Here is a 25,618-nt window from a genome sequence, read left to right on the forward strand (position 1 = left end):
TCCGCCGCAGCGGAGGCACTACAATCTCCCCATCAGGGATTCGCGCGCTTTGCGATCCATATTCTGGGGAGAATATTCATGACGTTCCGTAAATTGGCGCTGGCAGTTGCAGGCGTTTCGCTGGCTGCGCTGGCCGCAGCCGCGCCCGCATGGGCTGAAGACAAGCCTGCAGCAGAGCAGAAGGCCGGGCCGCAGCTCGGCTCGTTCGGTTTTGACGCCGCCGGAATGGACAAAACGGTCGAACCGGGCGACGATTTTTATGCCTTTGCCAATGGCGAATGGGCAAAGCGCACCGAAATCCCTGCCGACAAATCCAATTATGGCATGTTCACCGCGCTTGACGACCTGTCAAAGGATCGCGTGGCCGAACTGCTCAAGGCCGAGTCCGCTAAAACCGGCAACAAGGCCGGCGATGTTTATGCGAGCTATATGGACGAGGCTCGCGTCGAAAAATTGGGGCTGAAACCGATCACGCCATGGTTAAAGCGTGTGCGCGCGGTGAAGAGTCATGCCGATTTTGCGAAACTGATGCCGGTTGCTGCACGCAATGGCGTGGGGGCGCTGTTTGGTGGCTATGTCGGGCAGGACGACAAAAATCCTGACGTTTACATCTTCCAGATTTTTCAAGGTGGCACCGGGCTGCCGGATCGCGATATGTATCTGGTCGGCAACGCGAAATTTGAAGCGATCCGCACTGCCTATCGCAAATTCCTTGCCGATATGCTGACCCATGCCGGTGAAAAGGATGCTGCTGCGCGCGCAGACGCGATTTTCACAATGGAGAAAAAAATCGCGGAAGTTCAATGGACTCGCGAAGATAGTTCCGACGCGACCAAAACCTATAACAAGATGAGCATTGCGCAGTTGGACGCGATCACACCCGGCCTGAAAATGTCGCCGATCCTGAAGGCATTGAGCCCGAAGATTGACGAGGTGATCGTCGGCCAACCGAGCGCGATCACTGCGACCGCAAAGATTTTCAGCAGCACCGATGTCGGCGTCTTCAAGGATCAGATGATTGTCGGCAGCCTTGCCGGCTATGCCGATGTTCTGCCCAATGCAGTGGCCGACACCGCTTTTGCCTTTTACGGCACCACTCTTTCGGGGACCCCCAAGCGTCAGGAACGCTGGAAACGCGCTGTCGATTTCACGCAAGGTGCGGTTGGTGAGGAAGTCGGCCGTTTATACGCCGCCCGCTTTTTTCCGCCTGAAACCAAAGCCGCGATGAACCAGTTGGTTGAAAATGTGAAAGCGGCACTGGGGCGACGAATCGAAAAGCTGGAATGGATGCAGCCCGAAACGAAAATGCGGGCAAAAGCCAAGCTTGCCAATTTCACCACGAAAATTGGCTATCCTGACAAGTGGAAGGATTATTCCGACCTGAAAATTGTTCGCGGTGACCTGTTCGGAAACCAGTTGCGCGCGAACAACTGGTCGTTTGCTGACAATATTAGCCGCCTCGGCGGTCCAATCCGTCGCTGGGAATGGGGCATGCTGCCGCAGACGGTGAATGCCTATGCCAATTTCGGCATGAACGAGATCGTATTTCCAGCCGCAATCCTGCAGCCGCCCTTTTTCGATCCCAAGGCCGACGCCGCCGTCAATTATGGCGGTATCGGCGCGGTGATCGGGCATGAGATCAGTCATCATTTTGACGATCAGGGGGCAAAGTATGACGAAAACGGACGCCTGGCGGACTGGTGGACAGAAAGCGACGTCGCCGCGTTCAAAAAGGCGAGTGAGGCGCTGGTTAAACAATATGACGGCTATGAAGTATTGCCCGGCGCCTTTGTGAAAGGTGAATTCACGCTTGGCGAAAATATTGGCGATCTGGCTGGCCTGACCATCGCCTATGATGCCTATCACGCATCGCTGGGTGGCAATGAGGCGCCGGTGATCGACGGTTTTACCGGTGACCAGCGCTTTTTCCTTGGCTGGGCACAGGTTTGGAGGCGTAATTATCGCGAAGCAAATTTGCGTAACCGTCTGATTACCGATCCGCACAGCCCCTCGATTCAGCGTGCTTGGGTGATGCGCAACCTTGACAAATGGTATGAGGCGTTCCAGCCCAAAGAGGACGACAAGATGTACCTCAAGCCTGAGGATCGCGTCTGCATCTGGTAATATTTAGGGACAAGCTTTGGCTGGCAGCCTTTCATCCTCGATCACCGCAATTTTCGGCCAAGAGGATGGCAAGGTTGCTGGTGAAAAGCGGCTGGCCGCGCTTGGCATAGGCGCGGCACTGGCCGTGTCATTGCTGCTTGTCCGGTTGGCGAGCAACGATTGGCAGGTCGTCGGTATTGCCGCGGCAACGTTCACCCTTTTGGGCGCCATCCTTTTTCTGACGCGCACACGTGGCGAAGGCACGCCGATTGCAGGCGATCGCTTGCCGCCCGACTGGTCGGTAACATTCGCGGCGATTGAATATGACAAGGCAGCCGTCGCGATTTGCGACCGGGCAGGGCGGTTACTGTGCGCCAACAGTCGGTTTGAGCTGTGGTTTGAAGGGCTTCGTGCGCCCCCCGATCTCGGACTTAATTCCGCTGCTCAGGCGCAGTTGATGGATGCCGGGCGCTGCGCATGGCGCGATGGTTCCGCTTCGATCGGCAGCCTTTTTAAACGCGATTCCGAATACCATGTCGAAGTACGCAGGGCGGGCGCGGGCGATGAATATCTTGTCTGGCGATTTAGCCCGGCCGAAGCGGTGACTGCCGAATCGCAAGCGAGCAGTTTTGTCGGCGGGCGCGTTGGCCGCGCATTGGCGCAGGCTGGAATCATGGCCGTGCTGGTTGGTCCCGAGGGCCGCATTCGTGCCTGTAATCCCGCCTTTGCCATGCGCGCTGGGGGTAGCGAAACGGCCAATATTGCGAACCGGGAATGTGCGGCCTTCCTGACGGTGGATGAAAAGGGATCCGTGCATTTCAGCCGTGAAGGCAAATTTGCACCACCTGTTCGGTTGTTGCATGTACCTTTGTCCGAAAATGCGAGCGATGGCCCCGCACTGCTGCTGGTCCTCGATGGCGATGTGCATCCGGGTGGTACGAACAGCCAGCCGCATGTCCAGCAGCTCCTGTCCAACTTGCCCCTGGGCCTTGCGCTAGTCGATAGGGACGGGCGTTTCCTTTTTGCCAATGATGCCTTTGCCCGTGTTGCTGGAATAGAGCCTGATCGATTGCCGCCTTATCCCGGCGATTTGGTGATTGCCGAGGACAAATCGGCGGTTGCCGATACGATCCGGCGTTATACCCGCGGGCAATCCATGTCTGGTGACATCGCCGTCAGGCTGAAAGGCGATCCCGACGAGGCGGTTGCGTTGTCGATTGCGGGCGTCCGCGGGCTGGGCGATGCGGCGGTTCTGCTGGGCCTGAAGGACAATAGCGAGGAAACGAAGCTTAAAAGGCAGGTCGCCCAAGCTACCAAAATGCAGGCGATCGGTCAGCTTGCCGGCGGCGTGGCGCATGATTTCAACAATATCCTGACCGCGATCCTCGGATATTGCGATCTGATGCTGCTGCGCCATCCTCCCGGCGACAGCGATTATGATGATATCCAGCAGATCAAGAACAACTCGAACCGTGCGGCGAGCCTGACACGGCAATTGCTCGCCTTTTCACGGCAGCAAACATTGCGCCCGCAAGTGCTGCAACTGCCCGATGTAGTCGCCGAGGTATCCCATCTATTGAAGCGCCTATTGGGCGAAGGCATCAAGTTGGAGGTCGAGCACGGACGGGGCATTGGGCCTGTCCGTGCGGACCCAGGCCAGCTTGAACAGGTGATCATCAACCTTGGCGTCAACGCCCGCGATGCCATGCAGGCTGCGGGCAAAGGGGGCAGTGTGCTGCGCATCGAAACGCGCGCGGTTCTGCCCGCAGAGGTGCGCGCGATGCGCAGTGAGATATTGCCGATCGGCGAATATGCTCTGCTGTCGGTGCAAGACAGCGGCGTGGGCATCCCTCGTGAAAATCTGGCGAAGATATTCGAACCCTTCTTCACGACCAAGGAAGTGGGCAAGGGCACCGGGTTGGGCCTTTCAACCGTTTACGGCATCGTCAAACAATCTGGCGGCTTTATCTTTGCCGATTCCGAAGTGGGAACGGGAACCCGCTTCGACGTCTATCTGCCCACAACTGCTGCAGCGGCGCCCGCGCCCGCCCCGGCTGCCAATCGCGATGATGGGGCAGGCGAGGAGTTGTGGGGCAATGCATCGCTGTTGCTCGTCGAGGATGAGGATATGGTGCGCGCAGTGGCTGAACGTGCGCTGGTACGGCACGGCTATAGTGTTGAAACGGCGCGTGACGGGGAAGAGGCGCTCGAACTGTTTGCGGCCGGTAAACGCTATGACCTTGTAGTGTCTGACGTTGTCATGCCCAACATGGATGGGCCCAGCATGGCGCGGCAATTGCGCGCGGAATATGGGGTGATGAAGATCCTCTTCATGTCGGGCTATGCGGAGGAACAGCTGCGCCAGTCGATCAATCTCGACAATGTGCATTTCCTGCCCAAGCCATTTTCGGTACAGCAGATCGCTGCCGCAGTGCGCGATGCGCTGATAAAATGAAGTCACTGTAATTAAAGGTTTAAATTTTATTGTTCCACTCTTGTTCTAAAAGAACAAAGGCGATACATATGATCATGTTCTGATAATGTTCTGGTGGTGGACAATCGGAAACATGGCACGCTGACTAAGGAGTGGAACAATGGCGGCAAGTCTCAAGGTCATTAATGGGGATCAGGCAAAGAATATGAACAACGCAGAACGTGAACGCGCGCTCGAAGCAGCGCTGGCGCAGATTGACCGTGCATTTGGCAAGGGGTCGGCGATGAAGCTGGGCAGCCGAGAGGCGGTTCAGATGGAAGCAATTTCGACGGGGTCGTTGGGTCTTGATATCGCGCTTGGTATTGGCGGCCTTCCCAAGGGACGTGTTGTCGAAATTTTTGGCCCGGAAAGCTCGGGCAAGACGACATTGACGCTGCATGCCATTGCCGAAGCGCAAAAGGCAGGCGGTACGGCGGCCTTTATCGATGCCGAACATGCGCTCGATCCGGTTTATGCTAAGAAGCTGGGTGTCGACATCGATAATCTGATCGTCTCACAGCCTGATACAGGCGAACAAGCGCTGGAGATCGCTGACACACTGGTGCGTTCTAACGCGGTCGACATTCTTGTGATCGACTCGGTCGCTGCACTGGTGCCGCGCGCGGAAATCGAAGGCGAAATGGGCGACAGCCATGTCGGCCTGCAAGCCCGCCTGATGAGCCAGGCGTTGCGCAAGATTACCGGATCGATCAGCCGTTCGAATTGCCTTGTTATCTTCATCAACCAGATCCGCATGAAGATCGGCGTGATGTACGGTTCGCCTGAAACCACGACCGGTGGCAATGCGCTCAAATTCTATGCCTCGGTACGTCTCGACATTCGCCGCACCGGCCAGATCAAGGATCGTGAGGATATTGTCGGCAATGCAACCCGCGTGAAGGTGGTGAAGAACAAGGTCGCACCGCCGTTCAAGCAGGTCGAATTCGATATCATGTATGGCGAGGGCATTTCGAAGACCGGCGAGCTTCTTGATATCGGCGTCAAGGCAGGCCTTGTCGAAAAATCCGGCGCTTGGTTCAGCTATGACTCGATTCGGATTGGTCAGGGCCGTGAGAATGCCAAGACCTGGCTGCGCGAAAACCCCGATCATGCTGCCCGGTTGGAAGCCGCAATCCGCGGTAAAACTGCCGAGGTGGCCGAAGAAATGATGGTGGGATCGGATGCAGGCGACGATGCCGACGACGCCGAAGGTTAAATACCCCTAGGCTCTCTCCCAAGGAGCCGCTTGCGCGCCGCGCCTGATCGGCGCGCCGGCCCGCCCTGGACCACCCCGGGGCGGGCCATTTTATTGCGCCTCTGCACTTACCCAGCGTCGGCACGTGACTGTGATTGACATTGGCGGAGGCTTTCGCCCTAGTGGCTCAATGCGCCCTGCAATCCACCTTATCGGCCTTCCCACTGACGTTAACAGTTCGTTCGAGCGCGGAGCCGCTAAGGGTCCGGACGCAATCCGCGCGGCTTTAGCGAGCGACAGAGGTAATAGCGCGAGTGAGAGCGGGCTTGAACTTGGCACCGATATAGACCTTGTCGATTGTGGTGATCTGCCGCTGACTGACCATGATGTCGAAATTGACGATCGTACAATTGCCGCGGCAGTTGCGCACGCGCCGCTACCTATCCTGTTGGGCGGCGATCATGCGATAACCTATCCGGTCGTGGCGGCGCTAGCGGCCCGCCATGGCCCGCTCAATATCCTGCATTTTGATGCCCATCCGGATCTTTATGCTGATTTTGAGGGCAATCCGCGCAGCCACGCCTCACCTTTCGCCCGCATTTTCGAAGGTGGGTATGCGAAACGACTTGTGCAGGTCGGCATTCGCACGCTCAACCGCCATTGTCGCGAACAAGCTGACAAATATGGTGTCGAAATCCTGCCAATGGCTGATTTTCACGCGTCACACGTACCGGTACTTGATGGCCCACTCTATATCAGCGTCGACCTTGACGGGATCGACCCCTCCGAGGCCCCTGGTGTCGCGCATCCCGAACCCGGCGGGCTGCGGCTGCGCGAAGTGCTGACGGCGATCCACCGGCAGACCGCGCCGATCGTCGGCGCAGACATTGTCGAACTCAATCCCGCCCGCGACATTGGCGATATCACCGCCATCCTAGCGGCAAAACTTGTCCGCGAACTTGCGGCCCGCATCACGCTCAATCACGAAGGAGAGTCCCGTTGACCTTGAAAGTTCATCATCTCAATAACAGCCGGTCGCAACGCATCCTCTGGTTGCTCGAGGAACTGGCTGTTCCTTATGAAATCGTCCACCATCAACGTGATGCTGTCACCAACCTTGCTCCGCCCGGCCTGCAGGCAATCCATCCGCTGGGTAAATCGCCGCTGATTGAGGACGATGGCAACATCATCTACGAATCGGGGGCGATCGTAGAATATTTGTGCGAACGGCATGGCGGGGGCCATTTCGTGCCGGCGCGTGGCAGCGACGACCATATCCGTTATCTGGAATATCTGCACTTTGCCGAAGGGTCTGTGATGACGCCGATCCTGCTTAACCTCTATGTCGGCCGGCTGGGTGAGGCGGGCGCGCCGCTGCATCCGCGCATCGACGAACAGCTTGAAAGCCATTTTGGCTTCATGGAAGACCGGCTGCTGCCGTCAGGCTGGTTTGTCGGGGAAACGCTGACCGGCGCGGATTTCATGATGAGTTTTCCGGCCGAAGCCGCCGTCAAAAGCGGCCGCGCAGCCGATAAGCCGAAACTGACCGCTTATGTCGAGCGCATCCACGCCCGCCCGCAATGGCAGGCGGCACTTGCGAAGGGCGGGCCATATGCTTTTGCCTGACCGAAGTGGCTGCGATCGTTCAGTCTAAACAATATATCCCGCTTGCAGCCCGCTTTGCCGTGTCCTAAGTCGCGCGGGCTATGAGTTCGACCAATGATATCCGCCGCTCGTTCCTCGATTATTTCGCAGGACAAGACCATGATGTGGTGCCTTCGGCGCCGCTGGTGCCCTATAACGACCCGACATTGATGTTCACCAATGCCGGGATGGTGCCGTTCAAGAATGTCTTCACAGGCCTTGAAAGCCGCGCCAAGCCGCGTGCCGCTTCAAGCCAGAAATGCGTGCGCGCAGGCGGTAAGCATAATGATCTCGACAATGTGGGCTACACGGCGCGGCATCACACTTTCTTTGAAATGCTCGGGAATTTTTCCTTCGGCGATTATTTCAAGGAAGCGGCGATCACCCATGCCTGGACGCTGCTGACGAAGGAATGGGGCCTTGATCCCGATCGGTTGACGACGACCGTTTATCATACCGACGACGAAGCCTTCGCCTTGTGGAAGAAGATTGCCGGGCTGCCCGATCATCGCATCATCCGCATCCCGACATCCGATAACTTCTGGTCGATGGGCGATACCGGGCCGTGCGGGCCTTGCAGCGAGATTTTCTACGACCATGGCGATCATATCGCCGGCGGCCCTCCGGGCAGCCCTGATGAGGATGGCGACCGTTTTGTCGAGGTGTGGAACCTCGTCTTTATGCAGTTCGAACGGCAGGATGATGGCACTGACGTGCCGCTTCCAAAACCGAGCATCGATACCGGCATGGGGCTCGAGCGTATCTCTGCAGTGATGCAGGGTGTGCCTGACAATTATGATACCGATACCTTCAAAGCCTTGATCGCGGCGTCGGAAGAATTGACGTCGACCAAGGCGCAAGGCGCGCAAATGGCCAGCCATCGCGTGATTGCCGACCATCTGCGTTCAACCAGCTTCTTGCTTGCCGATGGTGTGATGCCGTCGAACGAAGGCCGCGGCTACGTGCTGCGCCGGATTATGCGCCGTGCGATGCGTCATGCGCATCTTCTGGGCGCGAAAGAGCCGTTGATGCACCGTCTGGTCGGCAGCCTTGCGGCCGAGATGGGCGCTGCCTATCCCGAATTGCTGCGCGCGCAGCCGTTGATCGAAGCGACGCTGAAACAGGAAGAAACGCAGTTCCGCCGGACGCTCGACAAGGGGTTGAAGCTGCTCGACGAGGCGACCGGCGGAATGAAGCCGGGCGATGTGCTGCCCGGCGAAACCGCGTTCAAGCTGTATGACACTTATGGCTTCCCTTATGACCTGACCGAGGACGCTTTGCGCGCGCAGGGTTTCGGGATCGACCGCAGCGGTTTCGATGCCGAAATGGACCAGCAAAAGGAACGCGCCCGCGCCGCCTGGAAGGGCAGCGGTGCGAAGGCTTCGGATGAAGTGTGGTTCGACATTGCCGAACGCGTCGGTTCAACCGAGTTTACCGGCTACACCGCCAGTGAGGGCGAAGGCCAGGTTGTGGCATTGGTTAAGGACGGCGGAGAAGTTGACTCGGCGAAGGCCGGCGACAGCGTGACCTTGATCACCAACCAGACGCCTTTTTACGGCGAAAGCGGCGGCCAGATGGGCGATGCCGGCAGCATTACCAGCCTTGCCGGGTTCAAGGCAGTGGTTGCCGATACGTCCAAACCGCTTGGCAGGCTGCACGCGCATCAATTGATGGTCGAGACCGGCGAGGTGAAGGTGGGCGACGTCGTCCAACTGAAGATTGATACGGTCCGCCGTGATCAACTTCGGTCCAACCATAGCGCAACGCATTTGCTGCACGCTGCGCTGCGCAACCGCCTTGGTGGCCATGTGACGCAGAAGGGCAGTCTTGTCGCACCCGATCGCCTGCGCTTCGACTTTTCGCACAATCAGGCGGTAACCCCGCAGGACATCTCGGCTATCGAAGCCGAGGTCAACGCCCAGATTCGTGTCAACAAGGCGGTCAGCACCCGTTTGATGGCTCCGGATGAAGCCGTTGCAGCTGGCGCATTGGCACTGTTTGGCGAAAAATATGGCGATGAAGTCCGCGTCCTCAGTATGGGAGACGCCGATGGCAGCAATTATTCGGTTGAGCTTTGCGGTGGCACCCATGTCAATGCATTGGGCGATATTGCGATCTTTTCTATCGTGTCCGAAGGCGCTGTCGCCAGCGGTATTCGCCGTATCGAGGCACTGACCGGAGAGGCAGCGCGGCTGCATCTTGCGGCGCGCGAAGGCCAGATCAAGGAACTGGCATCGCTGTTCAAGGTTGCACCCGAAGAAGTCGGTGCCCGTGTCGAAACATTGATCGCCGAAAGGCGTGCACTCGAAAAAGAACTGTCAGAGACCAAGACCAAGCTTGCCCTTTCCGGCGGCGGTGGTCCCAAGGCAGAGGCTGAGACGATCGGTGACGCGCGCTTCATGGGGCAGGTGATCGCTGGAATCGAGCCCAAGGCGCTGCGCGGTCTTGCCGATGACCAGATGAAGGCGTTGGGTGGCGGCGTGGTTGCCATCATTGCCGCCAATGAAAATGCCAACACCGTGGTGGTTGCTGTTTCCCCTGAACTGCATGGCCGTTTCGACGCGCCCGCGCTGGTTCGTGCTGCGACGGCTGCAATGGGCGGGCAGGGTGGCGGAGGCCGGCCTGAAATGGCGCAGGGCGGAGGCCCTGCCGGATCGGATCAGGCGCAGGCGGCGATTGATGCAATCAAGGCTGTGCTTGCGGGTTAACCCGGGAGCGCAGCTTTAACCGCGGCGCTTCATCTAATTCCCCAGCTTCCTTGATGGCACGGCGAAATTCGTCGCGCTTTTCATGGATTGATTTGATTACTGGCCCCATCGCAATGCCGAGGTCAACCAGCACGGCTTCCGATAGCTGCAATGAGCTTTCCAAGGTTTCTGGCACGGCATCGCTTACCCCCGCCAGATACAATTCGGCGGCATGATCTGCGTCACGCGCGCGCGCGATAATGGTCAAGTCGGGATAGTCTGCCCGGGCGCGTTTCACCGTCTTGGCGGCCAGCACCGGATCGTTCATCGTTAGCACCAGCGCCTTGGCGCTATCCAGATTCAGCCGGTGGAGCGTTTGCGGTTTGCCAACGTCGCCAAAAGCCGTCCGATAGCCATCCCGGCGTGCCGCAAGGACCGAATCGACGTTATTCTCCACCGCCAGATAAGGCTCGCCATGCACTTTCAGCATGTCTGCCACCAATTGGCCGACGCGGCCGAAACCGATGATCACGGTGCGCTGCTCGTTTGAATCGTCGATCACATCATCCAGCACAATGCCTGATGTGCGGATTTCGATCCGGCGGGAGATATCATTTCCGATGCGCGCCAGAATCGGCGTGATCAGAAGACCGATCGCGGTTGCCACTTGCCAGAATTTGGCGGTTTCGGGATCAATGATCGCGGCAGCGCTGGCGGCGCCCAGAACAATCAAGGTTGTTTCCGAAGGGCTCGACATCAACAGCCCCGTTTCCGCCGCGACGCCGGCCCGTGCACCTGCGAGCTTTAACAATCCACCGACGACAATGGCGTTGATCGCGATGGCCATGATGATCGCGGCTGCCAGTTCGTGCCAATATTCGACGATAAATCCGATATCGATCTGCATCCCGATGCTGATCAGGAATACGCCGAGGGCAAGGCCCTTGAACGGCTGCACAACGGTTTCAACTTCACCTCGATAATCGGTTTCAGCAATCAGCAGGCCCGCAATCAAGGCGCCTACAATCGGCGACAGGCCGACTGCGGCTGTGGCGAGACTGGAAACGAGCACGACGAGCAGCGTCGCTGCAATAAACAGTTCCGGGCTTTTTGTTCGTGCAGCCTGCCCGAAGAGTGGCGGCAGTAGGAAGCGACCTGCAACGAGCATCGCGATGATGACGGCAAGACCCTGCCAGACCAGCGTGAACAGCCCGTCCCAACCTCCACCGCTGGCCGCCTGCGGGCCAAGGACGCCGAGGACGAATATAATGGGGACGATCGCTAGGTCTTCGAACAACAGCATCGCGAAAGCCGGTTTGCCAACGGAGGAAGTCGTTCCGGCAATGGGGAGAACAAGCGCGGTTGAAGAAAGCGAGAGTGCAAGGCCAAGGCCTGCAGCCTCAGTCGGGCTATAGCCAAAAGCAAACAATGCACCGCCGATAAGAAGCGCGCCGCCAAACAATTCGGCTGCACCCAGCCCGAAGACCTGCTTGCGCATACGCCACAGACGGCGAAAGGAAAGTTCGAGCCCGATACCGAAGAGAAGCAGGATAATCCCGAACTCACCTACTCGGTCGACACCTTCCGTATCGTAGATGGTGATCCATTTTAGCCAAGGGTAATCGCCGGTAAGGAAGCCAAGCCCCATGGGGCCGACGAGCACGCCCACAAGCAGAAAGCCGATGATGGGCGTGATGCGCAACCGGGCAAAGGCGGGGATGACGATCCCCGCTGCGCCGAGGATGATCAGCGCATTTTGCAGCCCGTCTGTGTTGAGTTCGGCGGCCATGCCCTCTTATTAGAGAGAAGGGGCCGCCGATGTCAGCAGCTTATTTCCAGCTACCCATTTTTTGTTCGAGGTTGACGCGAACCTGTTCGAAGAACTGCTCGGTGGTCATCCACGCCTGATCGGGGCCGATCAGGATGGCAAGGTCCTTGGTCATCGCGCCGCTTTCAACGGTCTCGATGCAGACCTGCTCCAGCGTTTCGGCGAAGCGGGTTACATCGGGGGTTTCGTCGAACTTGCCGCGATATTTCAGGCCACCGGTCCAAGCGAAGATTGACGCGATCGGATTAGTCGAGGTTGCCTTGCCCTGCTGATGCTGGCGGTAATGGCGGGTTACCGTGCCATGCGCGGCTTCGGCTTCCACTGTCTTGCCGTCGGGCGTCATCAGGATGGAGGTCATCAGGCCGAGCGAGCCAAAGCCTTGTGCGACCTGATCCGACTGGACGTCGCCGTCATAATTCTTGCAAGCCCAGACGAACTTGCCGCTCCATTTCAGGGCCGATGCCACCATGTCATCGATCAGGCGGTGTTCGTAAACAATGCCGGCCGCACCGAACTTTTCCTTAAAGCCTTCGGTCTCGAATACCTCTTGGAACAGATCCTTGAAGCGGCCGTCATAGGCCTTGAGGATGGTGTTCTTGGTCGACAAATATACCGGCCAACCAAGGCCAAGGCCGTAGTTGAACGAGGCGCGCGCGAAATCGCGGATCGAATCGTCAAGATTATACATCGCCATGGCGACGCCCGAGCTGGGGAATTTGAAGACTTCGAGGTCGATATTCTTGCCATCGTCACCATCAAAGACGAGGCGCAGCGTGCCGGGGCCGGGGATCAGCGTATCGGTTGCGCGATACTGGTCACCAAAGGCATGGCGGCCGACAACAATGGGGTCGGTCCAACCCGGGATCAGCCGGGGCACATTTTCGATCACGATGGGCTCGCGGAACACAACGCCACCCAGAATGTTGCGAATCGTCCCATTGGGCGATTTCCACATCTTTTTCAGGTTGAATTCTTTGACGCGGTCTTCATCGGGGGTGATTGTCGCGCACTTTACGCCAACGCCATATTCCCGGATCGCATTGGCACTATCGACGGTGATCTTGTCGTCGGTCGCATCGCGCGCTTCGATGCCAAGATCGTAATATTTCAGGTCAATATCGAGATAGGGCAAAATCAGGCGTTCGCGGATCCATTGCCAGATGATCCGGGTCATTTCGTCGCCATCAAGTTCGACGACGGGGTTCTTCACCTTGATTTTTGCCATGATGCTGCTGCTTTCCTTGGGGATGTCGTTTTTGTTTACGGCTGCGCCATAGCAAAGTTTGAACGGCAATCAACTGCCTGACCGGCCAGACAGGTATAGCAGCAAACGGTTGTATAGTGCGGTCGCACCGCCTAAATGCAACTCAATGTCAAAACAAGAACTCACCAACCGGGGTGCCGGGGTCGCAAAATGGTCCTTCCCGCCAGTCCATCCGGAAGGCCGGAAATTCGGCCTAATCGCAGCGGCAATCACCGCAATCTTTGCCTTCATGGCTTGGGAAACGCTGGCCTGGCCGATGGCAGGTGTCACGATCTGGACGCTTGCCTTTTTCCGTGATCCCGCACGCGCAACACCGATTGATGATCGATTCATCGTGTCACCAGCGGATGGCCTTGTCACTCTGATCGAGAAAGTCCCGCCACCGCCCGAATTGTCGGGGCCTGCTGGTTTGGGTGATGAGCCCATGATCCGCGTGTCGATTTTCATGAGCGTCTTTGACGTGCACATCAACCGTGCGCCGATCCGTGGCACGATCAAGCGGGTGGCCTATATTGCGGGTAAGTTCCTCAACGCCGATCTGGACAAGGCCAGCGAAGAGAATGAACGCCAGCATTTTCTTGTCGAACGCCCTGACGGCGTCCGTATCGGCTTTACCCAGATTGCAGGGCTTGTGGCCCGTCGAATCGTCGCTTTCGTAAAAGAAGGCGATATTGTTGCCGCAGGGCAACGCGTCGGCCTGATCCGCTTTGGCAGCCGCGTCGATGTCTATCTGCCGCATGGCACCGCGCCGCGCATCATCAAGGGGCAACGTTGCGTTGCAGGCGAAACGATCCTTGCCGATATCGGTGTCGATCAGGATCTGCGTGCGATCGCCCATTGATGTGCGACCATTGACAAGCGCGGTCCTGCGGCCGAAACCGCACCTATGAGTGATATTCAGAACCGGCCCGGCATTTCGTTGCGCGCGCTTGCTCCTAACGCCGTCACGGCCATGGCATTATGCACTGGCCTGTCGGGTGTCTGGTTTGCCTTGCAGCAAAGGTGGGATGCCGCGCTGCTGGCGATTGTGGTTGCCGGCGTGCTTGATGCTATGGACGGCCGAATTGCGCGGATGCTCAAAGGCGAAAGCCGTTTTGGCGCTGAGCTGGATTCGCTTTCTGACGTGATTGCCTTTGGCGCTACCCCTGCGCTGATCGTCTACAGCTGGGCGTTGCAGCATATGCCGCGTTTCGGCTGGACTATCTGCGTTTTCTTTGTCCTTTGCGCCGCGTTGCGGCTGGCACGGTTCAACGCGCACATCGACGCAGATGAACAGCCGCATAAATCCGCCGGGTTCAACACGGGCGTGCCGTCACCTGCCGGCGCCGGCCTGATGTTATTGCCGTTGACAATATGGCTCGAAACCGGGGCGGACTGGGCACGCGACTATCGCCTGATCGGCCCTTGGGTGCTGTTGATTTCGTTCCTGATGATTTCCAACGTGGCTACCTTCAGCTGGTCCTCGATCCGTATTCGCCGTGCCTTCCGCTTCATGGCACTGGCCGGGGTCGGATTATACGCTGCCGCGCTGATTGCAGCACCCTGGGTTGCGCTGATTGTGGCCAGCCTTGTCTATGCATTGCTGATCCCGTTGAGCATCGTCAGCTATGCAAAGGTCAAACGGGCGAGGCGCGCGCAAAGCGCTTGACGCTCTGGCCACTTTGGCTAAGTTCCATTTTTGTTCTTGCAGCTGGAGCTTGAATTGGACCCGTTGATTATCGTTTTCGTTGTTATCCTTGCGCTGCTGGCAGGGCTCGGTCTGGGTTGGCTGATGGGCGGGAAGGCCGCGCGCGCGGGCGGCGAAACGACGCTGCAACTGCGCGCCATGCTTGATGAAGTCGTGGCGGAACGCGATCGCGCGAAAGACCGTCTGGCACGGATCGAAACCTCTTTGGAAGAGCGTGAGCGCAGTTTCGATGAGCAGCTGCGCGCATTGGGTGAAGCGAAGGATCTGCTCGCTGCGCAATTTGGCGAGATTGGCCAGAAATTGCTCGGCGAGGCGCAGCAGGCCTTTTTGCAGCGCGCAGATGAGCGGTTTCACCAGGCGGGTGAAAAAAATGAAGAACGGCTGAAACAATTGCTGGCCCCGGTGGGGGAGCGGTTGAAAGCCTATGAGGATCAGGTCGGCCGGATCGAAAAGGACCGGACCGAAGCCTATGGTGCGTTGACCGGTCTGATCGATCAGATGCGCGCCGGGCAGGAAAGGGTGCAGAGCGAGGCAGCGCGCCTCGTCAATTCGCTGCGCAATGCGCCCAAGGCACGCGGCCGTTGGGGCGAACAACAGTTGAAAAATGTTCTGGAAAGCTGCGGGCTTGCCGAACATGTAGATTATGTCACTGAAGCCAGCGTCACAGTTGAGGATGGACGGCTGCGCCCCGATGCGATCATCCGCATCCCCGGCGGGCGGAGCCTCGTCATTGATGCCAAGGTCTCGCTGAACGATTATCAGGACGGGTTTAACGCCGATGATGACGATGCCCGTCAGATCGCGATGACGCGCCATACCGCATCGATGAAGGCGCATATCGATGGCCTTTCGCGAAAGGCCTATTGGGATCAGTTCGACGATGCGCCGGACTATGTAATCATGTTCGTGCCGGGCGAGCATTTCCTGGCTGCCGCACTGGAACATGAACCGGCCCTATGGGACGTCGCCTTTGAAAAGCGGGTGCTGCTGGCGACGCCGACCAACCTTGTGGCGATTGCCCGCACGGTCGCCAGTGTCTGGCGGCAGGAAGGGCTGGCGCGCGAGGCGAAACAGATCGGCGCGCTGGGCAAGGAAATGTATGATCGCATCGCGGTGGCGGCGGGGCACTTGAAATCGGTGGGGTCGGGGCTTTCCTCTGCGGTGAACAATTACAACAAGTTCGTAGGCAGTTTCGAACGCAATGTGATGTCGACAGGGCGCAAATTTGCCGAGTTGAATATCGAGACCGGCAAACGCGACCTTGAGGATGTGCCCTTGGTAGAGGCGTTGCCCCGCTATGGAAGCGCTGGCGAAGCAGCGGTGGGCGAGGAGATGCCCCAGCTGCCGAACGAGGCAGCCAGCGCCTGATTAGCGCAGACGGAACTGGTTCAGAACTTCATAAGCCATCACCGCTGTCGCCACTGCGGCGTTCAAACTGTCCGCCTTGCCGCGCATCGGCATTTTCACCAGTAGGTCGCATTCGGCTTCATAGGTTTCGGGCAATCCTTGCGCCTCATTGCCGGTGAGGATGAAGCAGGGACGCTGATAATCGGGGGCTTGATAATCGACGTCTGTTTGCAGGCTAGTGCCGACAAGCTGTCCGGGCCCAGTGCGTAGCCATGTGATAAATTCATCCCAGCGGCACTGCACGATTTTCTGCGTGAAAATTGCGCCCATGCTTGCCCGCACAGCCTCGACTGAAAAGGGATCGGTACAGTCGTCGATCAGGATCAGCCCACCTGCGCCCACGGCATCGCCTGTACGCAGCATCGTGCCCAAATTCCCGGGATCGCGCATCGCCTGCGCAACCAGCCAGATGTCGGCACTTTTTCGGTCGAGCGTTTCGAGCGTGGTCGAAAATTCCTTATAGACCCCCAAGATTGTCTGCGGATTTTCTTTGCCCGAAAGCTTGCCCAATATGTCGGCCGAAGTTTCGATTACATCGCCGCCCGCAGCGAGCACTTCGCCTTCCAACGCAATTTCAAGTGCATGGGCATCACGCCCGGCAGCGCGGAATAGCATATCCGGCAGAAATCCTGCTTCGCGCGCCTCTGTCAGGATGCGTAGCCCCTCTGCCAGAAAAAGGCCCTCGCGCCTGCGATGCTTTTTGTCACGCAGCGAACGTATCCGCTTGACCAGCGGATTGGAAAAGCCGGTAATTTCCTTACGCATCAGTCTTCGCCGAAACCATCGGTCACAAGGCCGGCCAGTTTTTCGAGCGCCATTTCCGCCTCTTCGCCTTCGACATGGATGGTGATGGTGCTGCCCTTGGCCGCACCGAGCATCATCAATCCCATGATCGACGTACCGGCGACAGATTGCCCGTCTTTTTCAACATCGACCTTAAGTCCATCGGGCAAGCGGCTGACGAAAGTGACAAATTTGGCGCTGGCGCGCGCGTGTAGCCCCTTTTGATTGACGATGGTCAGGCTCCGGCTGACCCCGCTCACCGTGATGCCTCCAGCACTTCGGATGCGACGCTGATATATTTGCGCCCAGCATCGCGTGCGGCCAAAACCGCTTCGGATACGGCCATATTCTTGCGCGCGCTTTCCAGCCGGATCAGCATCGGCAAATTCACCCCTGCGATCACCTCAACCTTGCCAACATCCAGCAGCGAGATTGCCAGATTGGACGGGGTGCCACCGAACAGGTCGGAGAGGATGATCACGCCATCACCGCTGTCGACGTCGCGTATCGCCTGCGAAATTTCCTTGCGACGTGTTTCCATATCGTCGCGCGGACCAATGCAGATCGTTGCAATCTGCTTTTGCGGGCCCACGACATGCTCCATAGCGACAACAAATTCGCTCGCCAGAGTGCCGTGGGTAACCAAAACGAGTCCGATCATGGGATATCCGGTTCCAATCCTGTCGCTGCCTGCTTGCAGCTTCAGTCGTTATACATGGGGCGCGCCTGATTACCTTGCCATTCGAGCGCGTCAACCGGCCTTGTGTGCAGGTTGCGATGATTTACGCTTGGCGCATAGCCTTCTTCACGCAGCAATGCCGAAAATTTCTCGGTTACAAAGACCGACCGGTGGCGGCCGCCGGTGCAGCCAAAGCCTATGGTGACATAAGCCTTGCCCTGCGCTTCATAGAGCGGGAGGAGATAGAGCAGTAAATTGGAAATCCGCTCGATCGCCCCGTCGAAGGCGGGGTCGGCTGCAACATATTCCCCCACGGCGGTGTCCAGCCCCGTTAGCGGGCGCAGATCGGCGATCCAGTGCGGATTTTGCAAGAAGCGCAGGTCGAAGATCAGGTCGGCGTTGGGCGGCACGCCGCGCGAAAAACCAAAGCTGACAAGCGAGATGGTCATCCGGCCATCGGGCAGGCGAAAACGGTTGCGGATTTCGGCTTGCAGGTCACTGGCCGACATGCGGCTGGTATCAATCACAAGATCCGACCAGTCGCGCAGAGGAAGCATCAGCGTGCGTTCTTGTGCGATGCCGTCAATTGCCGGGCGATCCTGTGCCAACGGGTGACGTCGGCGCGTTTCAGCATAGCGGCGCTCGATTTCGGCACCGGCGCAATCCACGAACAGCGTCATAATTTCAAGATCGGGACGTTTTTGCAGTTCCTTGATTTCTGCAATCAGTTTGGCTGGTTCAAAACCGCGCGTCCTGCTGTCAAATCCAAGCGCCAATGGCATGTCGGCTTCGGATTGCGCATCGGCAGGCGGCAGGTCGAGCAGCGGCCGGGCGAGGCGGACAGGGAAATTGTCCACCGCTTCCCAGCCAAGATCCTCTAATGTCTTGAGCACCGTCGACTTGCCGGCCCCGGACAGTCCCGTGACCAGCAAAATGCGCTTTGTTCCGCCTTGCATTATTTTACACCTTGTTGCGAACCAGTTTGATTCCATCGCACCGGTTGTCGTCCCGCGTCAACCACATGCCGCAACAGATACTCCGCCTTGATAGGTGCAGAGGCCTCAAATGGACTGAGGGAAAATGCCGGAACGGTCCATTCGCCGATGTGCATCACGCCATTTTCCTCGGGCAGCCTTTCGGGCGCTGCGCCGAGCAGCAATGCCAGACGAAGCGGTGCTGAGGCGATATGGGCTTGCGTGACAATGCCGATACCGCGCACTTCGATCTTGCCTGCAATTGCGGTTGCAACGTGAATATGCGGCGCGCCATCAACCTCTTCGACATGGCAATAATCATCGCTGATCAAAATGGCCCCGCGATCAATTAAGCGGAGTGCAAGATCGGATTTGCCGCTGCCTGACGCACCTAATAACAGAACGGCCTGACCATTTATCGCAATTGCGGTGGCGTGGATCGCGGGTGCGGTCGCCACCACCGTTATTCCTGCTGTGCCGGCCGGCCGGCGACGGGCAGGCTGATGTGGAAACATGCACCCTGCAGGCCGTCGTCGCGATCATCGACCGAGATGCTGCCATGATGGCCTTCGATAATTGTGCGGGCGATGGCAAGGCCAAGGCCGCTATGCTGCCCGAATCCTTCGCTTTCGGGTCGTGCGCTGTGAAAACGGCGGAACACAGTTTCGCGTTCGTGCCGGGGAATACCCGGCCCCAGATCGCTGATTCGCACGATGACTTCTTCGTCGCTGCGGGTCGCAGAAATTTCTACAATCCCGTCCGGCGGCGAGAAGGATACGGCATTATCGAGAAGGTTGGTCAAAACCCGTTCGATCCGAATGTCTTCGCCCAAAAAGACGGCGACACCCTTGCGCGGCCGGGCAAATGCGATGCGGACGCCGCCATCGGTGCCGCGGCTTTCGCGGGCAACCAAAAGCTGTTCGATCATGTCGCCCAGATCGATTTCCTCAAATTTGGCTTTGGCAAGCTGTGCATCGATGCGGCTCGCATCAGAAATGTCGCTGATCAGCCGGTCCATACGCTGCACATCGGCGTGGGCGACTTTCATCAATTGCGCCCGCAGATCAGGGCGATCGACATTGTCGATGCCATCAAGCGCCGAACGCAGCGAGGCGAGGGGGTTCTTAATCTCATGCGCAACATCGGCGGCAAAGGCCTCGGTTGCATCGATCCTCTGGCGCAGCGCGCTACTCATGTCGGAAAGCGCCCTTGCCAGCATGCCGATCTCGTCGCGCCGTGTCGGCATGCGCGGAATGGTTACATCGGGCGATCGGCCGAGGCGGACGCGAACGGCAGCCCGTGCCAGATATTGCAGCGGCTTTACAATTGTGCGCGCCAGAAACAGCGACAACAGCACCGAAATCGCCAGAACCGCGAGCATGAACATGCCTATTGAAAACCGTTCAGCGCGGATTAGCGAGCGGATGTCCCGCGGATTGGCCGTGGTCATGATTATCTGGCCGGTTGCCGGAAGGGGCGCTGCGGCGGTGATGACATGGCTCAGGTCGGTGGCGAAGCGCACCTGTGATACCGAAGGACGACCGCTAATTGCCGCCAGCTCAGGCCATTTTCCTGCTATATCGCGTGCAGGTTCGCGATAATATTGCAAGTCGGGCGCGCCAACAACGAAATCGAACGCTCGGTCTATCCATCGCGCCGCCGTCTTGCGCCAGGGCTCCTTTGCCGGATCGTTCAGCCGATAAGTCGGACCTATGGATGCAAAGCTGTCATAGCTTTTTCCACCGTCGGCGTTGTAAATCCGTATGCGCATTTTGCCGGTGCGCGCGCTTTGTGCGATCAACGCTTGGGCCTCGCTGCCGTCGACCAACGGGAGGCTGGCAGCAAGCAAACGTACTTGCGCCTCGGCCGCAAGCTGCCGTTCGGCGACCAGCCTGGTCCGATAGCTGTCCAGAAAGAACAGTCCGGTCGCCATCAAAACCAGTGCGAACAGGTTGACTGCCAAGATGCGGGCGGTGAGGGTCAGGCCCCGGCTCCAGCCCAGATTGAAACGATCGACGTCAGCTTTCGGCAAAGCGGTACCCAGCGCCATAGAGAGTGTCGATTGCGGAAAATTCGGGGTCGACCTCACGGAACTTGCGCCGCAGGCGTTTGATGTGGCTGTCGATTGTACGGTCATCGACATAGACATCATCTTGATAGGCGATGTCCATCAACTGGCTGCGCGTGCGGACTACCCCCGGCCGGGTCGCTAGAGCCTCAAGTATCAGGAATTCAGTAACGGTCAGCGTGATGGCGCGACCCTTCCAGTTCACATGGTGACGGGCAGGGTCCATCTGCAGTGCGCCGCGCACCATGGGTTCAGGTTCATCCTGCGCTTCTTCCTCGCTTGGTCCGGCGCGAACCGCTGTCCGGCGCAATATCGCCTTTACCCGCGCGATCAGCAAGCGCTGCGAAAATGGCTTGGTGATGTAATCGTCCGCGCCCATGGCCAGGCCCAGCGCTTCATCCAGTTCTTCATCCTTTGATGTCAGGAAGATCACCGGCATGTCGGATTTTTCACGCAGACGGCGGAGCAATTCCAGCCCGTCCATACGCGGCATCTTGATGTCAAAAATGCCAAGATCGGCGGGGTTTTCAATCAGCGCCTTCAACGCCGCCTCGCCATCGGGGTAGAGCCGTGTGACAAAGCCTTCGCCCTGCATCGCGATCGATACAGAGGTCAGGATGTTGCGGTCATCATCGACCAAGGCAATATTGGCGGCCATGTGCAGTCTTATAGGTTCGCATCGCGGCGGCATCAATCGAAAGGGGAAGCGCAGGCACATCGCGTTACATTTTTTCTTTACTCCATATGGCTTGCAGCGATTTGACGCGTGGGGCAGGGTAAGTTACGGGGCCTATAACAGTTAGGCATACCTATGCACAAACAGCATGAAGGAATAAGAACGTGTCCGTAACGCCCAAATTTACACTTGAAAATCAAGGTATTAAAACGAGCGCCAGCATCGACTGGAATCTCGGCACGGCACATCTTGTCGAATCGGCCCTTGCCAATGGCGAAGGCATGCTGGCGAAAGACGGCCCGCTGGTGGTTGCGACGGGCAAGCATACTGGTCGTTCGGCGAAGGACAAATATATCGTTCGCGACGCTGAAACCGAACAGACCATCCATTGGGGCAAGACCAATGTTGCGATGGACCCGGCGCATTTTGCTGCGCTGAAGGAAGATTTCTTGGCCGCACTGGCCGAAAAGAAGCAGCTTTATGTTGCCGATCTGTTTGGCGGTTCTCAGCCGGAATATCGCGTCAATGTGCGTGTGATCAACGAGTTTGCCTGGCACAATCTGTTTATCCGCACGCTGCTGGTGCGTCCCGACCAGTCGGAACTGGCCGATTTGGTTCCCGAATATACCATTATCGACCTGCCCAGCTTCCGCGCTGATCCGGCGCGCCATGGCTGCCGCAGCGAAACGGTGATCGCCGTCAACTTCAGCGAGAAGCTGATCCTGATCGGCGGCACCGCATATGCGGGTGAAATGAAGAAGTCGGTGTTCGGCATCCTCAACTATCTGCTTCCCGAAAAGGGTGTGATGCCGATGCACTGTTCGGCCAATATTGGCGCCAATGGCGACACCGCGATCTTCTTCGGTCTTTCGGGTACCGGTAAAACGACGCTGTCTGCAGATGCCAGCCGTACGCTGATTGGCGATGACGAACATGGCTGGTCGGACACGGCGGTCTTTAACTTTGAAGGCGGCTGCTATGCAAAGATGATCCGCCTTTCGCCCGAAGCAGAGCCTGAAATCTACGCAACGACAAAGCGTTTCGGCACTGTCCTTGAAAATGTGGTGATCGATGCCGAAACCCGCGAACTGGATTTTGATGACAATAGCCTCGCTGAAAACAGCCGCGGTTCTTATCCCATCGATTTCATCCCCAACGCTTCGAAAGACAATCTGGGGCCGGTTCCCAAGAACCTAATCTTCCTGACCGCGGATGCCTATGGCGTGCTACCCCCGATCGCGCGGTTGTCGCCTGATCAGGCGATGTACCACTTCCTGTCGGGCTATACTGCACGCGTTGCCGGCACCGAAATCGGCGTGACCGAACCTGAAGCGACCTTCAGCACTTGTTTCGGCGCACCTTTCATGCCGCGCCACCCCTCGGTCTATGGYAACCTCTTGAAGGAGCGCATTGCCARGGGCGGCGTGAAATGCTGGTTGGTCAACACCGGCTGGACGGGCGGTATGGCGACACARCCGGGAATCAGCCGCATGCCGATTAAGGCGACYCGCGCGCTGCTCAACGCTGCGCTCGATGGAAGCCTGAATGATGCCGAGTTCCGCAAGGATCCGAATTTCGGCTTTGAATTCCCAGTCGCYGTTGCTGGYGTSGATTCAAAKATTCTCGACCCGCGTGAGGCTTGGGAAGACAAGGCACTTTATGATGCGACCGCCCAAAAGCTGGTCCAGCAGTTCATCGACAATTTCGCCCAGTTCGAACAGCATGTCGATGCCGGCGTGATCGAGGCCGCCCCCAAGGCAGCCTGATCAAAGCAGAAATTGTGAAAAAGGGGTGCCAGCGATGGCGCCCCTTTTTTGTTTTGGTTGGGCAGGCTGGCGCGCTTGGCGGCTGTCGATCAGGTTAGCACTTCAACCAGAAGCACGGCACCTTCGGCACCGGTAACGCGGACATGCGCCCCCACGGGGGCATCATCGCCGCGCGCGTTCCATTCGCTATCACCAACACGCACGCGGCCCCGGCCATTTTCGATCGCCTGCACGACGGTGACGATCTCTCCTGCCAATCGTGCGCCGCGATCGTTCAACTTGGGATCGTCGGAAACGATCGGATTATCTTTCAGAAAGCGTTTGCCGGCGTAGACGGCGAAGATCGAAGCGATTGCGAACAGGCCTACCTGCATCGGGATTGAAACCGGAAGCAGGAAAGCAAGTGTACCCACGCCGGCCGCAGCCAGCGCGAGCCAGATCAGAAAAAATCCGGGGGCGAGCATTTCTGCCGCGCCAAGTATGGCTGCCAGCGTCAGCCAAAACCAGTGTGCGGAAATCGAACCCAGCGATTCAGGCATGTCACTTGTCCTTCTTTTCGAGCGCGTCTTTCGCAAGCTCGCTGATACCGCCCAGCGTGCCGACCAATTGCGTCACTTCGACAGGGAAGAGGATCGTCTTGCTATTGGGCGAAGTGGCAAACAGGCTGATGGCGTCGGTATATTTCTGCGCGATGAAGTAATTCAGCGCCTGCGTACCCGAACTGGCAATCGCCTCGGACACCATTGTGGTCGCTTTGGCTTCGGCTTCGGCCTCGCGCTCACGGGCTTCTGCATCGCGGAAAGCGGCTTCGCGTCGGCCTTCTGCCTGCAAGATCTGGCCTTGCTTTTCGCCTTCTGCACGCAGGATTTCTGCGGCGCGCAGGCCTTCGGCTTCAAGAATTTGGGCGCGCTTTTCGCGTTCCGCCTTCATCTGGCGGGCCATGGCGTTGGAAATATCGGCGGGCGGGCGGATATCCTTGATTTCAACACGGGTGATTTTGACCCCCCAAGGCGAGGTCGCATGATCAACGACCGACAATAGCCGCCCGTTAATCTCGTCACGCTTGGAGAGGGTTTCGTCAAGATCCATGCTGCCCATCACCGTGCGCAGGTTGGTTGTCGTGATCTGCATGATCGCGACATACAGATCGGAGACTTCATAAGCCGCCTTTGCTGCATCGAGGCACTGGAAAAACACCACGGCGTCGACGCCCACCATGGCGTTATCCTTGGTGATGATTTCCTGACCCGGAATGTCGAGCACCTGCTCCATCATGTTCACTTTGCGACCGACGCGGTCGAAAAAGGGAATGATGATCGTCAGGCCTGGCTGGGCTGCGTGGGTGAAACGGCCAAAGCGTTCGATGGTGTAGACAAAACCTTGGCGCACCACGGTTACACCCATCATCAGGAAGATGATCACCAATAGCGGCAGCGCAAATAGAAAAAATTCCATGCTATCCTCCTGTTTTTCCTCTGGACCGGATTGTGGGAAATTCGCATGGCAGGCACAAGTAAATTCGGACGGAGCGACGCCAGCGATGAACCTTGTAGAACGGCTGAAACGAGTGCGAACGGCGCTGTATGTGCCTGCAATCAATTCACGTGCATTGGAAAAGGCACGCGCATTGCCCGTCGACATGCTGATCATCGACCTTGAAGATGCCGTTCCTGCGGACCGCAAGGCAGAAGCGCGCTCAGCCGCACTGGCAGAGGTTGCAGCGGGATTTCCGGGAAAACTTGTTGCAATCCGGCTGAACGGCATTGGCAGTTTGGATCTTGAGGCTGATCTTGACGCATGTGTGCGTTCGCAGGCCGACGCATTTGTGCTGCCCAAGGTTGAAGGCACAGGCGGCCTTGATCCCATCCTTGCGCGGCTGCCCAGTCCGCTGTTGGCGATGATCGAAGGGCCCCTCGGGCTTTACAATGCCCGTGAGATTGCGGCGCATCACGGTGTTGTCGGGCTGATCGCCGGCGTGAACGACATTTGTGCGGACATCGGCATCAAGCCAGGGTCGCAGCGGCAGGGGCTTGAACTTGTGCTGCAAACCATCGTGATGGCAGCGGCCTCGGCCGGGAAACCCGCTTTTGACGGCGTGTGCAATCGGCTGGACGATATGGACGGTTATGAAGCCGAATGCGCACAGGGGCGTTGCTATGGCTTTGTCGGAAAGACCCTGATCCACCCGAACCAGATTGCCCTAGCCAATGCGGTTTTTGGCCCCAGTGCGCAGGAACTCGCCGAAGCTGAAGCGTTGATCGCGGCCGCAACCGGCGGGGCTCACCGCCACGAGGGTAAGATGATCGAATCCATGCATGTCGAAGAAGCGCGCCGGACGATAGAACGTGCTCGACATGGGACGGGCAGTTAGGGTAACCGCGGGC

At 58.1% G+C, this 25,618-nt stretch carries 22 protein-coding genes; 11 read left to right on the forward strand and 11 right to left on the reverse strand.

The window, feature by feature from the left end:
- Positions 1 to 78 precede the first annotated feature (78 nt).
- The 6 genes from RSE16_08645 to alaS all read left to right on the forward strand — a co-directional run bounded on the left by RSE16_08645 (position 79) and on the right by alaS (position 10,123).
- Entirely contained in the window at positions 79 to 2,124 is a 2,046-nt protein-coding gene (locus RSE16_08645; protein ID WRH74793.1) for a M13 family metallopeptidase, read from the forward strand.
- Between the two features lie 16 nt (positions 2,125 to 2,140).
- Complete coding sequence (locus tag RSE16_08650; protein ID WRH74794.1) at positions 2,141 to 4,558, forward strand: response regulator; 2,418 nt, start codon at positions 2,141 to 2,143, stop codon at positions 4,556 to 4,558.
- A gap of 139 nt (positions 4,559 to 4,697) precedes the next feature.
- Positions 4,698 to 5,792, forward strand: a complete 1,095-nt coding sequence (recA, locus tag RSE16_08655; protein ID WRH74795.1) for a recombinase RecA — start codon at positions 4,698 to 4,700, stop codon at positions 5,790 to 5,792.
- Between the two features lie 124 nt (positions 5,793 to 5,916).
- Complete coding sequence (gene speB, locus RSE16_08660; GenBank protein WRH74796.1) at positions 5,917 to 6,774, forward strand: agmatinase; 858 nt, start codon at positions 5,917 to 5,919, stop codon at positions 6,772 to 6,774.
- Positions 6,771 to 7,397 carry a glutathione S-transferase gene (locus RSE16_08665; GenBank protein WRH74797.1) on the forward strand — a complete coding sequence of 209 codons (627 nt, stop codon included), beginning with the start codon at positions 6,771 to 6,773 and terminating at the stop codon, positions 7,395 to 7,397. Before speB ends, RSE16_08665 begins: the two co-directional genes overlap by 4 nt.
- Positions 7,398 to 7,477: 80 nt before the next feature.
- Complete coding sequence (gene alaS / locus RSE16_08670) at positions 7,478 to 10,123, forward strand: alanine--tRNA ligase (protein ID WRH74798.1); 2,646 nt, start codon at positions 7,478 to 7,480, stop codon at positions 10,121 to 10,123.
- Here the strand turns inward: alaS and RSE16_08675 are convergent.
- Positions 10,101 to 11,891, reverse strand: a complete 1,791-nt coding sequence (locus RSE16_08675) for a cation:proton antiporter (protein WRH74799.1) — start codon at positions 11,889 to 11,891, stop codon at positions 10,101 to 10,103. The two genes, alaS and RSE16_08675, sit on opposite strands and share 23 nt — an antisense overlap.
- Before the next feature lie 40 nt (positions 11,892 to 11,931).
- Positions 11,932 to 13,155, reverse strand: coding sequence for an NADP-dependent isocitrate dehydrogenase (locus RSE16_08680; protein WRH74800.1), 1,224 nt, complete (start codon positions 13,153 to 13,155; stop codon positions 11,932 to 11,934).
- Positions 13,156 to 13,300: 145 nt separating this feature from the next.
- Here RSE16_08680 and RSE16_08685 point away from each other — a divergent pair, with 145 nt between their 5' ends.
- The 3 genes from RSE16_08685 to rmuC are packed head-to-tail and all read left to right on the forward strand — an operon-like array spanning position 13,301 to position 16,249.
- Complete coding sequence (locus RSE16_08685) at positions 13,301 to 14,035, forward strand: phosphatidylserine decarboxylase (GenBank protein WRH74801.1); 735 nt, start codon at positions 13,301 to 13,303, stop codon at positions 14,033 to 14,035.
- 45 nt (positions 14,036 to 14,080) lie between these two features.
- Entirely contained in the window at positions 14,081 to 14,842 is a 762-nt protein-coding gene (locus tag RSE16_08690) for a phosphatidylcholine/phosphatidylserine synthase (protein ID WRH74802.1), read from the forward strand.
- A 54-nt stretch (positions 14,843 to 14,896) separates the two neighbouring features.
- Positions 14,897 to 16,249 (forward strand): DNA recombination protein RmuC, encoded by a 1,353-nt coding sequence (rmuC, locus tag RSE16_08695; protein WRH74803.1) that lies wholly within the window; start codon positions 14,897 to 14,899, stop codon positions 16,247 to 16,249.
- Here the strand turns inward: rmuC and RSE16_08700 are convergent, their stop codons facing one another.
- Genes RSE16_08700 through RSE16_08730 form a run of 7 tightly spaced genes read right to left on the reverse strand, consistent with a single transcriptional unit; the run spans position 16,250 to position 21,450 of the window.
- Positions 16,250 to 17,053: an RNA methyltransferase gene (locus RSE16_08700; GenBank protein WRH74804.1), complete on the reverse strand. Its 804-nt coding sequence runs from the start codon at positions 17,051 to 17,053 to the stop codon at positions 16,250 to 16,252.
- Entirely contained in the window at positions 17,053 to 17,331 is a 279-nt protein-coding gene (locus tag RSE16_08705; protein ID WRH74805.1) for an HPr family phosphocarrier protein, read from the reverse strand. Before RSE16_08705 ends, RSE16_08700 begins: the two co-directional genes overlap by 1 nt.
- Positions 17,328 to 17,732 carry a PTS sugar transporter subunit IIA gene (locus RSE16_08710; protein WRH74806.1) on the reverse strand — a complete coding sequence of 135 codons (405 nt, stop codon included), beginning with the start codon at positions 17,730 to 17,732 and terminating at the stop codon, positions 17,328 to 17,330. The genes RSE16_08705 and RSE16_08710 overlap by 4 nt, the downstream gene beginning before the upstream one ends.
- Before the next feature lie 41 nt (positions 17,733 to 17,773).
- Positions 17,774 to 18,706, reverse strand: coding sequence for an RNase adapter RapZ (rapZ, locus tag RSE16_08715; protein WRH74807.1), 933 nt, complete (start codon positions 18,704 to 18,706; stop codon positions 17,774 to 17,776).
- Positions 18,706 to 19,182, reverse strand: a complete 477-nt coding sequence (locus tag RSE16_08720; protein WRH74808.1) for an HPr kinase/phosphatase C-terminal domain-containing protein — start codon at positions 19,180 to 19,182, stop codon at positions 18,706 to 18,708. Before RSE16_08720 ends, rapZ begins: the two co-directional genes overlap by 1 nt.
- A 5-nt stretch (positions 19,183 to 19,187) precedes the next feature.
- Positions 19,188 to 20,774: an ATP-binding protein gene (locus RSE16_08725; protein ID WRH74809.1), complete on the reverse strand. Its 1,587-nt coding sequence runs from the start codon at positions 20,772 to 20,774 to the stop codon at positions 19,188 to 19,190.
- Entirely contained in the window at positions 20,743 to 21,450 is a 708-nt protein-coding gene (locus RSE16_08730; GenBank protein ID WRH74810.1) for a response regulator transcription factor, read from the reverse strand. The genes RSE16_08725 and RSE16_08730 overlap by 32 nt, the downstream gene beginning before the upstream one ends.
- A gap of 182 nt (positions 21,451 to 21,632) precedes the next feature.
- Between RSE16_08730 and RSE16_08735 the strand changes: the two genes are divergently transcribed.
- Positions 21,633 to 23,234 carry a phosphoenolpyruvate carboxykinase gene (locus RSE16_08735; protein WRH74811.1) on the forward strand — a complete coding sequence of 534 codons (1,602 nt, stop codon included), beginning with the start codon at positions 21,633 to 21,635 and terminating at the stop codon, positions 23,232 to 23,234.
- 89 nt (positions 23,235 to 23,323) lie between these two features.
- Here RSE16_08735 and RSE16_08740 read toward each other — a convergent pair whose 3' ends face one another.
- Entirely contained in the window at positions 23,324 to 23,773 is a 450-nt protein-coding gene (locus RSE16_08740) for an NfeD family protein (GenBank protein WRH74812.1), read from the reverse strand.
- 1 nt (position 23,774) lies between these two features.
- Complete coding sequence (locus tag RSE16_08745) at positions 23,775 to 24,689, reverse strand: SPFH domain-containing protein (protein WRH74813.1); 915 nt, start codon at positions 24,687 to 24,689, stop codon at positions 23,775 to 23,777.
- 85 nt (positions 24,690 to 24,774) lie between these two features.
- Between RSE16_08745 and RSE16_08750 the strand changes: the two genes are divergently transcribed.
- Positions 24,775 to 25,605: a CoA ester lyase gene (locus RSE16_08750; GenBank protein ID WRH74814.1), complete on the forward strand. Its 831-nt coding sequence runs from the start codon at positions 24,775 to 24,777 to the stop codon at positions 25,603 to 25,605.
- Positions 25,606 to 25,618 lie beyond the last annotated feature (13 nt).

It is taken from the genome of Sphingobium sp. (assembly GCA_035196065.1).
Classification (GTDB): domain Bacteria; phylum Pseudomonadota; class Alphaproteobacteria; order Sphingomonadales; family Sphingomonadaceae; genus Sphingorhabdus_B; species Sphingorhabdus_B rara.

What these genes read in the sequence shown, in the direction of transcription:
- RSE16_08645 (WRH74793.1), top strand. Translation starts at nt 79, where the DNA reads ATGACGTTCCGTAAATTGGCGCTGGCAGTTGCAGGCGTTTCGCTGGCT.
- recA (WRH74795.1), top strand. Translation starts at nt 4,698, where the DNA reads ATGGCGGCAAGTCTCAAGGTCATTAATGGGGATCAGGCAAAGAATATG.
- alaS (WRH74798.1), top strand. Translation starts at nt 7,478, where the DNA reads ATGAGTTCGACCAATGATATCCGCCGCTCGTTCCTCGATTATTTCGCA.
- RSE16_08675 (WRH74799.1), bottom strand. Translation starts at nt 11,891, where the DNA reads ATGGCCGCCGAACTCAACACAGACGGGCTGCAAAATGCGCTGATCATC.
- RSE16_08680 (WRH74800.1), bottom strand. Translation starts at nt 13,155, where the DNA reads ATGGCAAAAATCAAGGTGAAGAACCCCGTCGTCGAACTTGATGGCGAC.
- RSE16_08685 (WRH74801.1), top strand. Translation starts at nt 13,301, where the DNA reads ATGTCAAAACAAGAACTCACCAACCGGGGTGCCGGGGTCGCAAAATGG.
- RSE16_08690 (WRH74802.1), top strand. Translation starts at nt 14,081, where the DNA reads ATGAGTGATATTCAGAACCGGCCCGGCATTTCGTTGCGCGCGCTTGCT.
- RSE16_08700 (WRH74804.1), bottom strand. Translation starts at nt 17,053, where the DNA reads ATGCGTAAGGAAATTACCGGCTTTTCCAATCCGCTGGTCAAGCGGATA.
- RSE16_08710 (WRH74806.1), bottom strand. Translation starts at nt 17,732, where the DNA reads ATGATCGGACTCGTTTTGGTTACCCACGGCACTCTGGCGAGCGAATTT.
- rapZ (WRH74807.1), bottom strand. Translation starts at nt 18,706, where the DNA reads ATGCAAGGCGGAACAAAGCGCATTTTGCTGGTCACGGGACTGTCCGGG.
- RSE16_08725 (WRH74809.1), bottom strand. Translation starts at nt 20,774, where the DNA reads ATGGCGCTGGGTACCGCTTTGCCGAAAGCTGACGTCGATCGTTTCAAT.
- RSE16_08730 (WRH74810.1), bottom strand. Translation starts at nt 21,450, where the DNA reads ATGGCCGCCAATATTGCCTTGGTCGATGATGACCGCAACATCCTGACC.
- RSE16_08740 (WRH74812.1), bottom strand. Translation starts at nt 23,773, where the DNA reads ATGCCTGAATCGCTGGGTTCGATTTCCGCACACTGGTTTTGGCTGACG.
- RSE16_08745 (WRH74813.1), bottom strand. Translation starts at nt 24,689, where the DNA reads ATGGAATTTTTTCTATTTGCGCTGCCGCTATTGGTGATCATCTTCCTG.
- RSE16_08750 (WRH74814.1), top strand. Translation starts at nt 24,775, where the DNA reads ATGAACCTTGTAGAACGGCTGAAACGAGTGCGAACGGCGCTGTATGTG.